The organism is Rhodococcus sp. YH3-3 (assembly GCF_001653035.1).
In the GTDB taxonomy this organism is placed as follows: domain Bacteria; phylum Actinomycetota; class Actinomycetes; order Mycobacteriales; family Mycobacteriaceae; genus Rhodococcus_F; species Rhodococcus_F qingshengii.
Map to the genome: position 1 here is coordinate 35,575 of NZ_BCWH01000009.1, position 12,625 is coordinate 48,199.

General features: G+C 60.2%; 11 protein-coding genes and 1 pseudogene. 9 read left to right on the top strand and 3 right to left on the bottom strand.

Going from position 1 to position 12,625, the window contains the following annotated elements:
- Window positions 1-97 precede the first annotated feature (97 nt).
- The 7 genes from YH3_RS34280 to YH3_RS34310 all read left to right on the top strand — a co-directional run bounded on the left by YH3_RS34280 (window position 98) and on the right by YH3_RS34310 (window position 8,834).
- Window positions 98-1,699: a cytosine permease gene (locus tag YH3_RS34280; RefSeq protein WP_064445130.1), complete on the top strand. Its 1,602-nt coding sequence runs from the start codon at window positions 98-100 to the stop codon at window positions 1,697-1,699.
- Window positions 1,700-1,784: 85 nt separating this feature from the next.
- Window positions 1,785-2,558, top strand: a complete 774-nt coding sequence (locus YH3_RS34285; protein WP_064445131.1) for a creatininase — start codon at window positions 1,785-1,787, stop codon at window positions 2,556-2,558.
- 95 nt (window positions 2,559-2,653) lie between these two features.
- The gene (locus YH3_RS34290) at window positions 2,654-3,901 is read left to right on the top strand and encodes a M24 family metallopeptidase (protein WP_064445132.1); all 1,248 of its coding nucleotides are present in this window, start codon (window positions 2,654-2,656) and stop codon (window positions 3,899-3,901) included.
- 296 nt (window positions 3,902-4,197) lie between these two features.
- Window positions 4,198-5,342, top strand: a protein-coding gene (locus YH3_RS34300; RefSeq protein ID WP_141695880.1) for an IS3 family transposase whose coding sequence is annotated in 2 segments (ribosomal slippage) — window positions 4,198-4,471 and window positions 4,471-5,342 — 1,146 coding nt in all. Because the reading frame shifts where the segments join, the coding sequence is not laid out codon by codon here.
- 138 nt (window positions 5,343-5,480) lie between these two features.
- A complete protein-coding gene (locus YH3_RS35395) occupies window positions 5,481-5,816 on the top strand; it encodes a WhiB family transcriptional regulator (protein ID WP_082920805.1) in 336 nt (111 codons plus the stop codon).
- 380 nt (window positions 5,817-6,196) lie between these two features.
- Window positions 6,197-7,534 carry an MFS transporter gene (locus YH3_RS34305; protein WP_064445133.1) on the top strand — a complete coding sequence of 446 codons (1,338 nt, stop codon included), beginning with the start codon at window positions 6,197-6,199 and terminating at the stop codon, window positions 7,532-7,534.
- A gap of 487 nt (window positions 7,535-8,021) precedes the next feature.
- Window positions 8,022-8,834: an IclR family transcriptional regulator gene (locus YH3_RS34310; RefSeq protein ID WP_064445134.1), complete on the top strand. Its 813-nt coding sequence runs from the start codon at window positions 8,022-8,024 to the stop codon at window positions 8,832-8,834.
- 336 nt (window positions 8,835-9,170) lie between these two features.
- On the opposite strand, the gene YH3_RS34315 is transcribed toward YH3_RS34310, so the two are convergent.
- Genes YH3_RS34315 through YH3_RS34325 form a run of 3 tightly spaced genes read right to left on the bottom strand, consistent with a single transcriptional unit; the run spans window position 9,171 to window position 10,854 of the window.
- A complete protein-coding gene (locus tag YH3_RS34315) occupies window positions 9,171-10,403 on the bottom strand; it encodes an amidohydrolase (RefSeq protein WP_082920806.1) in 1,233 nt (410 codons plus the stop codon).
- Complete coding sequence (locus YH3_RS36370; protein WP_064445136.1) at window positions 10,316-10,612, bottom strand: hypothetical protein; 297 nt, start codon at window positions 10,610-10,612, stop codon at window positions 10,316-10,318. The genes YH3_RS34315 and YH3_RS36370 overlap by 88 nt, the downstream gene beginning before the upstream one ends.
- On the bottom strand, window positions 10,609-10,854 hold the full coding sequence (locus YH3_RS34325) for a DUF3311 domain-containing protein (RefSeq protein WP_064445137.1): 246 nt from the start codon (window positions 10,852-10,854) through the stop codon (window positions 10,609-10,611). Before YH3_RS34325 ends, YH3_RS36370 begins: the two co-directional genes overlap by 4 nt.
- Window positions 10,855-10,984: 130 nt before the next feature.
- Here YH3_RS34325 and YH3_RS34330 point away from each other — a divergent pair, with 130 nt between their 5' ends.
- Both YH3_RS34330 and YH3_RS37070 read left to right on the top strand, forming a co-directional pair.
- Window positions 10,985-12,058 carry a PLP-dependent aminotransferase family protein gene (locus YH3_RS34330; protein WP_064445138.1) on the top strand — a complete coding sequence of 358 codons (1,074 nt, stop codon included), beginning with the start codon at window positions 10,985-10,987 and terminating at the stop codon, window positions 12,056-12,058.
- A gap of 63 nt (window positions 12,059-12,121) precedes the next feature.
- Window positions 12,122-12,625: pseudogene (locus YH3_RS37070) on the top strand (transposase); the annotation flags it as partial.

The following is a 12,625-nucleotide window of genomic DNA, read 5'->3' on the forward strand; positions in this document are numbered from 1 at the left end:
GACAGATCGAACATGGAGTGTGGTGTAGAGCACAACTACGCTGGCATCAGTTCGCTTGTCGTAGCCACGGCGACCCCCCTCCCGAAAGCACACACAGATGAGCCTTCAGAGTCACAAACACACAGAGGACGTCACGCACGTCGTCGAGGACATGCTCCAACCAGTTCCAGAATCGGCACGGACCACAAAAGTATCGGGCCAATTCTGGATCTGGGCCGGTGCCAACGTCGCCCCCATCAATTGGATACTCGGCGCTCTCGGCATCCAACTCGGACTGAGCTTCGCCGACACCGTGACCGTCCTGATCGTAGGAAATCTGATCGGTATGGTCGGGTTCGGATTCTTCGTCCTCCTCGGTCAGAGGACCGGCGCGACGGGAATGCTTCTGGCCCGCGGCGCGTTCGGCCGCCGCGGCGCCTACCTCCCCGCCGCCATCCAAGCCGTTATCGCCATCGGCTGGTCCGCGGTCAACACCTGGGTCATTTTGGACCTCATCATGGCCCTCTTCGCCAAGGTCGGCTGGATCGATCCGAGTCAGCAAAACTATGGCCCGAAGATCCTGACCGCAGCCCTCATCATGGCTACCCAGGTAGCAATCTGCTACCGCGGCTACCACGCGATCGCTCGCTTCGAACGAATCACGATGCCGCCCACCCTCATCGTTCTGGTCGTGATGAGCATCGTCGCCTGGACGCAACTGCCCATCGATTGGGGATACGAAGGGGCTCCCGGTGCGGTTCTCACCGGCGGAGAGCGAATCTCGGCAATGTCATCGATAATGACTGCCATCGGTATCGGATGGGGAATAGGCTGGTATACCTACGCACCGGACTATTCGCGATTTGTCTCGTTGCGCATACCCAAGCTGAAGCTCTACCTGGTCTCGGTACTAGGCCAATTCATACCTGTCGTGTGGCTCGGAGTGCTGGGTGCGAGTTTGGCGACGATGCACGGCACCGCAGATCCCGGCGAGCTCGTGGTCCAAAGCTTCGGCGTCCTGGCGATCCCCGTGATCCTTCTCGTGATCCATGGCCCGATTGCTACCAACATCATCAACCTCTACACGTTCGGCGTCGCGACCCAAGCCCTCGACATTCGTATCCCACGCAAAGTCTTATCGGTCATGGTCGGCTTCCTCTCGATGGGTGCCGTCATCGGACTGATCTTCGCGTCGGACTTCGCGCACCTACTCCACAACTGGATCGTCGCTATTGCCGCATGGGTAGCGACCTGGGGCGGCATCATGGCTGTCCATTACTTCATCTTCGAACGCCGGCACCGCAGCTTCCGATACCTCTTCCTGTCCCCTGGAGACACCAAACTGCGTTCGGTCAACCCCTCAGCCCTGATCGCCTTTGCAATTGGCATGGTGATGACCTGGATGTGTATGTACGGATCACTGCCTGTTCTGCAAGGCCCAATTGCCAGAGCATTGGGAGGCATCGACTTCTCGTGGCTCGCCGGGACCGTGACCTCGGCAAGTATCTATTTCGTGCTCGGCTGGCCACGCTTTCGCTCCCGTATCAAGGCCGGCGTACCTTTGGGAATCCGCGGAGACCTCACCGAGGAGGGCTATCTGCGTACCGAGTGCGATGCACTGATCGCCGACGAATACACCGAACTATCTTCTGTGGCGGACGCGGATGTCGCTGCTGGGCAACAGGTCTACGAGTCACCGCAGGCGAACGTCGATCGATGACAGTCTTTCGAAACCGATCACGCCACCGCCCGAACCAGGATCTCGGCGCGCCCCGCCTATGGGTTTCGCCACACCAGGAGTAGAAATGCCGCGAACGTATTTCATGGAGGACCTCGATGCATTCAGCTACCGCGAGGCTGTCGTCGGCGGAGCCCCGATCATCGTCCCGGTCGGCTCGATCGAGCAGCACGGACCACACCTACCCCTCAATACGGACGTCCTTCTCGCCAAAGCAATGAGCGCGCACGTCGCGTCCGCCATAGGCGGCATCGTCGCGGCACCCATCGTGTACGGCTACAAGTCCCAGCAACGCTCGGGTGGCGGAAACCACCTCGGCGGAACAACCAGCCTCGATGGGGCTACGGTAATTGCTATCGCACGATCGCTCGTACTCGAATTCGCGCGACACGGTGCGAAACGTCTCGTGTTCCTAAACGGTCACTTCGAGAACTACCAGTTCCTTTACGAGGGAATCGAATTGGCCACCGGCGAGCTATCTGCACGCGGTAGCGACGTATCAGTGATGCTTCTGTCTTATTGGGATTTCGTCGACGAAGCCACCATCGAGGAGATCTACACCGACGGCTTTCCCGGCTGGAACGTCGAACACGGAGGTGTCCTCGAAACGTCTCTCATGCTGCACCTGTACCCGGAACTCGTCCACTCCGAGCGAATCGTGGACTCTCCCCCAGCCACGATTCCGCCCTACGACATCCTTCCCGTCCGGCCCGAACTCACGCCCGACTCCGGATGCCTGTCATCGGCGATGGCGGCAACTGCTGCTACCGGGAAGCTCCTCTCCGAGCGGACCGCACAGAATCTCTCCAAGGCTGTGTCGGCAGAGTTCGCCCCTCCATGAGTAAGGCGACGGACATGACTTTTTCCACCCAGTCACGATCGGGACAAACCGCCAACTGTTCTGCACTAAACACAATCCGATGAAGAGGAGACAACATGACCATGACCAACGTAACGTCTGTCGCCGAGCTCGAGCGCCTGAAGGTTTTGCACAACGGCTCAAAAGTACCGCTGACGTTCTCCGACAGCGAATTCGAGCGACGACTGTCCGGTCTACGTACAATTATGGCGACTAAAGAACTGGACGCTGTCGTACTGACCTCCTACCAAGGAATCAAGTATTACTCCGACTTTTTGTTCACTTACTTCGGTCGCTCATATGCCCTGGTGGTGACCCCAGACGATCAGATCACCATCACCGCGAACATCGACGCCGGGATGCCCTGGCGTCGGTCCTACGGCGAGAACATCGTCTACACCGACTGGCGTCGGGACAACTACCAACATGGCGTCAAAGAGGCGTTGAAGCAGCGCGGCATCACCGCCCGCCGTATCGGCGTCGAGTTCGACACCCTCAGCCTCGACGCGCATACCCGGCTCAAGGACACTTTCGACGAGGCCACCCTTGTCGATGTATCCCACGACGCAATGAAACAGCGCATGATCAAATCCGACGAAGAGATAGAGGTCATTAAGCACGGGGCACGGATCGGCGATCTCGGCGGCGAGGCGATCAAGGCTGAAATCCGCGAAGGCATCGCCGAGTACGAGGTCGCCTTGATCGGTACCGAGGCAATGACCCGCGAGATTGCTCGCACCTTTCCCGACTCGGAAATTCGCGACACGTGGGTCTGGTTCCAGTCCGGAATCAACACCGACGGCGCACACAACTGGGCTACCACCCGCAAACTGCAGCGCGGAGATATCCTCTCGCTCAACTGCTTCCCAATGACATCGGGGTACTACACCGCCCTCGAACGAACGATGTTTCTGGGCGAGCCAGACCCCCGTTCGCTCGAACTATGGAACGTCAACGTCGCCGTCCACCGCAGAGGACTCGAGCTGATCAAACCTGGTGCCGTGTGCAAGGACATCGCTTCTGAACTCAACGAGATCTACATCGACCACGGCCTGCTGCCCAACCGGACCTTCGGTTACGGCCACTCATTCGGCGTCCTGTCGCACTACTACGGACGCGAGGCAGGACTCGAACTGCGTGAAGACATCGACACCGTTCTCGAGCCCGGCATGGTCGTCTCGATGGAGCCAATGATCACAGTTCTCGACGGTCAGCCAGGCGCTGGAGGCTACCGCGAGCACGACATACTCGTCGTGCACGATGACGGTGCGGAAAACATCACCAAATTCGGATTCGGGCCTGAACACAACATCATTACTGCCTGAACCGGCGCGCGTGCCCCGTCGCAGGTCGCTTCCCGCGACCTGCGACGAGGCGACAATGAATAGCCGAGGGCGAATAGGCCTGGGGCGCACTTTCGAGGGACTCGGCGCACGGGGGCGCGGCGTAGACCGTCAGGTCCAAGCGACTCGTATCGCAGAAGAGAATCCTCACAACTCGGTAGAGACCTGGGTCGGCCGAGTTCTCTGCCGCAACCACCTTGGTTGGGTCCCTGTGTAGAAGTCCAGTGTCTGTGTGACTTTCGTGTCCGATAATGGACACAGGAGGAAATTCACGAATCATGGCACGCAGACACACCCCTGAACAGGTCATCGCGAAGGTCCGGCAGGGCCAGAAAATGCTCAACGACGGCCACCCGATGATCGAGGTCGTCAAGGAACTCCAGGTCACCGAAGCGACCTGGTACCGGTGGCTGAACCAGTACGGGTCCGAGAAGAACGCCGAGGCGTCCAAACGGACCAAGGAGCTGGAGAAGGAGAACGCGCGACTCAAACGGCTGCTGGCGGAGAAGGAACTGGCCATCGACATCCTCAACGAGGTGGCCAAGGGAAAATTCTGAGCCCCGAACCCCGCCGCCGTGCCGTGCGCATGGCGGTGGAGAAGTTCGGGGCCTCCGAGCGTTTCGCCTGCAAGATCCTCGGCCAAAACCGGTCTGCCTTCCGGAAGAAGAAACCCGATACGAGCTTCGAGGAAACACGGCTTCGCGGCGCCCTACGCGCCATCGCGATCAAGCACCCGACATGGGGATGGCGGAAAGCCCGCTGGTGCCTGCTCGCCCAGGAGTGGGCTGGAATGGCGCTCAACAACAAGCGCGTACGCCGGCTCTGGCGCGAGGAAGGCCTCGTCTGTAAACCCAAGGCGCGGAAGAAACGCCGGGCCGGTCCCGGCGCCGGGGAGCAGAACCGGCTGACGGCCGAATACCCGATGCACGTGGTCAGTTTCGACTTCCAATCCGACGTGACTTCCTGCGGGCGGCACATCCGCTTCTTCAATGTCATCGACGAATACACCCGCACCGCGCTGGCCATCATCGCGCGCCGGTCGTTCACAGCCTCCGACGTGGTCGCAGCATTGGAGAACATCATCGCCGAAACCGGCACCGCCCCGACCTACGTCCGCTGCGACAACGGTCCCGAATTCACCGCCGCCGCACTGATCAACTGGTGCAACACCGTCGGCGTGGGCACCGCCTTCATCGACCCGGGTTCACCGTGGCAGAACGGTTTCGTCGAATCGTTCAACGCCCAGTTCAGAAGGGAACAACTCTCGGGAGAAATCATGGACACGATGGCCGAAGCGACCTATCTGGCCGAGGAATGGAAAGCTATCTACAATCATGAACGGCCCCACGGATCCCTCGATGGCATGACGCCAAACCGCTACTGGGAAAACTGGACTCAAGAAAACCAACTAGCTATCGCATAGGTGCTGGACTGCTAACGGGGGCCCAACCAACCTGACCAAAACGCATGGGTCTGGAAGGCGCAGTCATGTCCTCCGGCAATGCGCTCGCTCCCCGCATCGACCATCTTCCGACTGTAGGGCCTCATGCAGGAGATTTGAATGTCATCGACATCTCTCGCACTGACAAGATCGCAAACAGGTCGTGCCGATCAGAATTTCCCCAACACGTGGCAGCGATTCGCACGATGCAACACCTACGACACAGATATCTTCTTCCCGCCCGAGAACGAGGCCGCGACCGAGCGCGCACAACGTGAGCTTCTTGCCAAGCGGATTTGCCGAGAATGCCCTGTGCTGCTTCTTTGCCGGACGCAGGCGATACGCACGCGGGAAAATTATGGAATCTGGGGCGGTCTGGCCGAGCGTGAGCGGCTACATCTCCGGCGGCACCCGGGCGCAGTACGACCAAGTGAGCCGCGCCATGGCCCGAAATAGATTCCATCGTAAGCAAGGGGGCGGCGAGCACCTTCATGTCCTGCTTGCACTGCCCTTGACCCGCCATCTTGAACTCGGTCGTCTTTCAGCACCACGGCTGAGTAGAAACACCGGGCAGTCTGTCTCAACTGTTGCAACGATGTTGCGTTTGGGAAAATAACAACCCAAACGCCGCCTGGGGGTGGCGCCGTACGCGCGGAGCGTATTGACTCAGCCGTGGCGATTTGTGCCCCGCGTGCACGCCTCCATCGATTCTGACCGAACCAGTCGACTCCACATCGAACCTAAGTGCTTCAAAGTGGGCAGCAGTTGCATCAGATGCAACGTGCGCGCCCTGTCATCTACGTCGAAACTCATCGACGCACCGAGTAGGAGTGAGCATGGCCACAAACCTCAATTCACCGTCCGACCCTCCAAGAACATCGGTTCCGGAAGGAGCGGCCAAACCCACACCCCGAGTCCTCCGCCGGGTCGTAACAGCAAGCTTCGTCGGCAACTTCGTCGAATGGTTCGACTACGCCGTATACGGCTATCTCGCGACCGTCATCGCGACCGTTTTCTTTCCAGAATCAGAGCCTGCGACGGCTCTTCTGGCCACATTCGCGGTGTTCGCAATCTCGTTCATCATCCGGCCGATCGGCGGACTCGTATGGGGCCACTTCGGTGACAAAATCGGACGCCGTGCGGCGTTGTCGCTATCCATCCTCATCATGTCGGCGTCGACGTTCTGTATCGGTCTGATTCCCGGATTCGACCAGATCGGTTACTTCGCGCCGGTTCTGTTACTGCTGGTACGGATAGTGCAGGGTTTCTCCGCCGCCGGTGAGTACGCGGGTGCCTCGGCATTCCTCGCTGAATATGCTCCAGACCGCAAGCGCGGACTGTTCACCAGCGTGGTACCAGCATCGACAGCCGCCGGACTCCTGTTCGGATCCTTGGTTGCCGCGGCTCTGACAGGCCTGCTGTCGACTGAGCAGCTCAACAGTTGGGGCTGGCGTCTACCATTCCTGTTCGCGGCACCAATGGGTCTTATCGGTCGTTACATTCGGCTGAAACTCGAAGACACCCCAAAGTTTCAAGAGATGGAGCGGGGAATGAAGACCAACGCTCCTCTGTCGATCCTATTCTCCCATCATCGCCGCGCTATGTTGATCGCATTCGGCGTCACATGCCTGAACGCGGTTGGCTTCTATTTGATCCTGAGCTACATGCCCACGTATCTGTCCGAAGTATTGAACGTGGGCCGCACTGCCTCGTTCGTCGCTTCGTCGATTGCATTGACTTGCTACATATTGTTCATCTTCGGGATGGGTGCACTGTCGGATCGGTATGGACGAAAGCGGGTTCTTATCGCCGCCTCTATTTTCTTTGCCGTGTTCACGGTCCCATTGTTCAGTGCTCTCGGTGCAGTCGGCCTCGTGGGGATGGTCCTCATTCAGATCGTTCTGTGCGCGTTTCTGACCATGAACGATGGCACCCTACCGACGTTCCTCTCCGAGATCTTCCCGACGCAGGTGCGCTACAGCGGTTTTGCCTTCAGCTTCAACACGGCGAACGCGCTGTTCGGCGGGACCGCCCCCTTCGTCGCCACACTGCTGATCGAGGTTACTGGCAGCAAACTCGCCCCGGCGTGGTATCTGGTCGCCGCCGCGCTCGTGGCGATGGGGTCGATGCTGATGGCTCGAGAAACTTCACGCCAACCCCTCCCCGACGCCTGACCTCATCAATCCCGTTCGGACTACGTAAGCTGCCCGGTCCGTCACTTTGAACTGTGCGAGCCGTGGTGTGAGTCCAGTCGTACTCAACCCTCCCAACCAGCCCCCGATCGCACCTCTACGGCCCGTCATCGGTCGAAAACCTCTGATCGTGGGAAAGCGACAGTCGAGTTACCGCGAAGACTCGACCCCGTCAAACCGAGGCAGCTCTCGAAGGACACCGCAGCCGAGCTCAACGGAATTCACGCGGTCGGTAGCAGACTTCGCGGCCGGGCGTTCGTCGACGGGCAGGGTTTAAGAGTGCTTTCGCATGGCAACGGTCGCGAGGCCGGACAGGAACCGATGATGGTCAACGCCACGGTCCACGGCATGGTGTGTGTGTGGACGGAATCGGTCAACGTGGTGTTGAGAACAGCACGTTGTTCCCGTTGGATCTAAAGCGCAACAGTCGACTCGAAGGCCCGCAGGTAGCTGAAGGAGCACAACGATAATGAGCGTAGACGGCGCTGCCCGCTACGAAGACGGGGACGCCGAGGCAAAGCCATCGTCGTCGGTTTTGCTTAATGGTCTACGGCTACTCGAGTCCTTTTCGATCGCCGAACCGGTTCTCGGGGTCACCGATATTGCACGCAAAGTGGACCTACACAAAAGCACCGTCTCTCGCATGCTGTCCACCCTGGAAGGTGCTGGCTACGTCGAGCGTCACGAGGACACCGGCCGCTACCGACTCGGACTCGGACTCATTGCACTAGCCGGACCATTACTGGCCACTATGGATGTGAGGCGGGTTGCGCTTCCCGAGCTGGAGCAGCTGTCCGCTCGTACTGGCGAGACAAGTGCACTCATGCTGTGGAATGGCCACGAGGCCGTGGTCGTCGAACAAATTTCTAGCCCCAAACAGGTAAAGCACACCGCGGCTGTGGGAACCAGGTACGACACCTACGCGAGTTCATCCGTCCAGGTGTTCCTCTCCGAGATGCCCCCGGCAGAGATCGAACGGCTCTTCGACCGGCGACTGCTCGTCGGTCCAGACAAGCAGGAATCACGGGACGAATATCTCGACGAATTGAACACGACACGAAGGCGCGGATACGCCATCAACGATGGCCGGACGTCCATCGAAGAGGTCGGCATCTCGGCACCCGTGCGCGATCATCGCGGGGTCATGGTCGCCGCCGTGATGTTGTCTGCACCGCGTTTCCGGGTAACCGAGTCCATGCTCGAAGCGTTCGGGCTCGGCGTCGCGGAATCCGCTTGGCGTGTGTCGGCACGACTCGGGGCACCATCGACATCTCGGGTCTGAAAACTGGCGAGTTCTGTTGCCGCACCGTCCAGACGTAATGACGACTAAAAGCTGAGGCAGCGAGCGACCAGTTGGAAATCGATCTTCGCGCGGCCGCGATCAGCTCGAAACTATGCGCGAGCAGATTGTGCTCGGGATTGTCGTCCGTTTCTGGCAGTGTCGTCGCTTCACGCATCTGGGTTCTCCGAGCGTTTATCGTTCAAATCGAGTGCCCGTCGTCCGATCCTCCGACGTCGCCGCCTCGGATGAACGCGCGAGATAAGCCGCGACCGCATCCGGGGCACCGCGACTGTTACCGAGCAGGCGACGGTGCTGGCACCAGGCAGCGCTGAGACGCTAAAACCCCCCGCGGTTGAGGACGAACTGTCCACCCACCACAGTCGCCACAGCTGACACATCACCGGTCTGCTCAATTGGCAGACCCACGACGTCGTGGTCCAGCACCGTGAGATCGGCATCCATGCCGGTTGCCAGTGTTCCTAGATGGGTCTCGTCGTGGGTCAAAAAGGCGCTGTCTGCGGTCAGCGCATGCAGTGCAGTGCGTGGGTCGAGTTTTTGTGCCTCGCCCAGCACTGAACCGCCGCTGGTCAGCCTTGTTACCGCGGTACGGAAGGTGGCCAGAGCGTCCATCGGCGTGATGGGGCAATCGGAGTGCATCCCGAAGTGGAGCCCACCGTCGTACGCGTCGCGGGTGGGGTCGATCCGCGCGGCACGTTCAGCGCCAAGGAAGCGGTCGCGATGCCGGTCGCCCCAGTAGTAGACATGGTTGGCAAATATCGATGCGGCGGAACCGGATTCGACCAGTGACGAGATGTCTTCGGGCGACGCCATCTGCAGGTGTTCCACGCGGTGCCGCGGATCGGGCTGGCGCGAGAGTCGGCGTAGAGCGGTGAACGCGTCCGCCACGGTGGAGATGGCGTGATCACCGTTGGCGTGGACTGCGCACTGGCCGCCGGCGTCGTCGACTCGTTGCAAAAGCTCTAGCAGCTCCTCGGGGGAATACAGAAGCTCTCCGCACTCGGTGTCCAGGCAAGAGTAGGGCTCCTTGAGTGCACCAGAAAGCCCCTGAATGGAGCCGTCAGACCAGAACTTTGCGCCTGCTACTCGGTAGTTGCCCGCAGCCGGCTGAGCGAAAAGGTTCGGCGATTCGTCCAAATATTGGAAAGCGAGATCTGACCTGACGTATCCGGTTACCCGAACCGGCAAATTGCCTTCCGCTGCCAGCTTTCTCCACGCCTGTAGTTCCAGGTCCCCGGCCATGATCCCTACGCCCAGGTCATGGATGGAGGTGATTCCCCGCTCCGCGGCTACCTCCATGGCGTAGAGAGCCGCGCTTCGTACATCGGCGGCAGAGGTCTGCGGCACGGCACCGAGAAGAGCGTGCACCGCACCCATCTCCCACATGAGGCCAGTGAGATTGCCGTCGTCGTCTCGCACGAACCGACCGTCGGAGGGGTCGGGTTTGTCCTTATCAATCCCAGCTAGCTCCAGTGCCCGCGAGTTGGCGGCGACGAAGTGCCCTGATATGTGGGAAACGATGACGGGCACTTCGCGGCTGACCGAACCCACGGAAAATGTCCGGAAGCGTCATGGCCGGGGAAGCCAATGATCGTGCCGATGGAGTAGACCTCTCCCACCAGCATGATGAACACGACCACCGACCCGAAGCTGCGCCCGCCGACAAGGAAATCGGCCGTCGACTTGCCGGCACCGATGCGGGAGTAGAGGCCTATGCCGACGGCAATCAGCAGGACGATCACGAACGTGAGGATTGTCATGGGGAAACCTCTGCGCGTACCTCGTCGAGGTCGTCGAGGTGGTAGTCCGCATCTTTGTCGAACAACCTCCAGCTGATCCACATGAGCAGGCTCGTGACCGGGAACATGATGAACATGAAAGCCAGGATCAACGGGACACCGAAAACAGTTGCCGTCGATCCGCCGAGCAGCAGAACTCCCACCGTCACAAGCAAAACGGGCGTAATAAGCGCGATGAAGACGCTCGCCATCTTAGGAACCATGAGTTACCTTCCGTGTTGTCCTTCTCGTGGTCTATGTCACAAGAATGCTGGGCAACAGTGGCCACGACAAGATCCAGTAATCGGGTACTCGACCAGTCCAGAAATGCCTGCCACTAGTTAGGCTCGTCATATGGCCAGGACGCGACAACACACTCCGAACGACCTGGCCTTGGTCCAGGCACCGCTGGGCACGCCACTGCACCTTCGAGTTCGTCGCACCGTCGAAGACTTCATCGCGTCCGGTATCTGGCCCACAGGTGCGCGGATCCCCTCCAGCCGGCAGATCGCCGAGCAGCTCGGCGTGTCCAGGACCACCGTCCAGGTCGCGTACGACGGTTTGCTCGAGGACGGGTTCATCGTCGCGAAGCCGCGGTCCGGGTACTTCGTCCACCACCAGATCAATGCCGTAGCCGTCGACGAGTTCACCAGCTCGGGCGTGCGCGCCGATCGAGCCGCCATCGACTGGGCCCAGATGGCATCCTCAACTGACCCGGTGCTACCCGAGCTGGACAGAGAGCCTCGATGGTGGGCCTTCGAATACCCCTTCGTCACCGGCCAGCACGACCCCGCACACTTCCCCGCTGCAGCATGGATGCGAGCACTCAAAGCGTCGCTGGGCACGGACGAGCACCGCCACGCCAGCCTCGACGATGTACTCGTAGACGACCCTCTGCTGGTGGCCACCATCTGCGAGCAGATCCTGCCGGCGCGCGGAATTTTCACTGAGCCCGACAATGTACTGATCACCCTGGGGAGCCAACAAGGCCTACAACTTCTGGCCGAAAGCCTGCTCCAGGAGGGCGACACAGCGGTCGTAGAAAGCCCTGGATACCTCGACGCCCGGCATGTCTTCTCGCGCGCGGGCACAAATCTGCAATATCTTCCCGTAGACAGCTACGGTGCCGTCCCACAGGAGTCCTACTCGGGAGCCAAGGTGGTCTACCTGACCCCCAGTCATCAGCACCCCACCAATGTCACGTTGACGGCCAGACGGCGTCTGGATTTCATCAACGACGCCGCACGTCATAACTTCATCATTGTCGAAGACGATTACGATTCTGAGCTGCGCTATCGGGGGCAACCTTCTCCAGCAATGGCAGCTCTCGACTCCAGCGGACGAACAATATATCTAGGCACCATGTCCAAGGTCCTCGCACCCGGTATTCGGGTGGGCTTTCTGGTGGGTCCACCTCCGGGGCCTTGACCCCGCGGGTTGGACACGCTTGATCCTGGTCTCAGACCAGGGAAAGCGAGAAGATCTAACCCGATGGCAAAGAAAAATTACTCCGAAGAGTTCCGCCGCGACGCAGTCGAGCTGTACCGCGACACCGGCGGCGCGACCGTAGCCGGGATCGCCGCCGATCTCGGCGTATCCCACGGCTCCCTGACCACATGGCTGAGAAATGCGGGTATCACAATCCGCAGACCCGCCGCCACCGCTCCGGGGCCCGGCACCGGCGAAACACCCGAACAGGAAGCCGCCAGGCTCCGCGCCGAGGTCGCACACCTACGCGCGGAGAAAACCAAGCTCGAAACCGAACGAGACATCCTGCGGTCGGCGGCCAAATATTTCGCCGGAGAGACGAACTGGTGAACCGCTTCCAGTTCGTCGCAGACCACTCCGACACCTACCCGGTGAAGCGGTTGTGCCAGGTCATCGATATCGCCCGCTCGTCGTACTACGCATGGATCAACGCCGCCGAGAAACGAGCCGCCCGGGCCGCAGCCGACGCTGAACTCGCCGACAAGATCCGCGCCGTCCACACGGTGG

Coding starts and splice junctions, on each gene's coding strand:
- YH3_RS34280 (WP_064445130.1), top strand. CDS start 98: ATGAGCCTTCAGAGTCACAAACACACAGAGGACGTCACGCACGTCGTC.
- YH3_RS34285 (WP_064445131.1), top strand. CDS start 1,785: ATGCCGCGAACGTATTTCATGGAGGACCTCGATGCATTCAGCTACCGC.
- YH3_RS34290 (WP_064445132.1), top strand. CDS start 2,654: ATGACCATGACCAACGTAACGTCTGTCGCCGAGCTCGAGCGCCTGAAG.
- YH3_RS35395 (WP_082920805.1), top strand. CDS start 5,481: ATGTCATCGACATCTCTCGCACTGACAAGATCGCAAACAGGTCGTGCC.
- YH3_RS34305 (WP_064445133.1), top strand. CDS start 6,197: ATGGCCACAAACCTCAATTCACCGTCCGACCCTCCAAGAACATCGGTT.
- YH3_RS34310 (WP_064445134.1), top strand. CDS start 8,022: ATGAGCGTAGACGGCGCTGCCCGCTACGAAGACGGGGACGCCGAGGCA.
- YH3_RS36370 (WP_064445136.1), bottom strand. CDS start 10,612: ATGACAATCCTCACGTTCGTGATCGTCCTGCTGATTGCCGTCGGCATA.
- YH3_RS34325 (WP_064445137.1), bottom strand. CDS start 10,854: ATGGTTCCTAAGATGGCGAGCGTCTTCATCGCGCTTATTACGCCCGTT.
- YH3_RS34330 (WP_064445138.1), top strand. CDS start 10,985: ATGGCCAGGACGCGACAACACACTCCGAACGACCTGGCCTTGGTCCAG.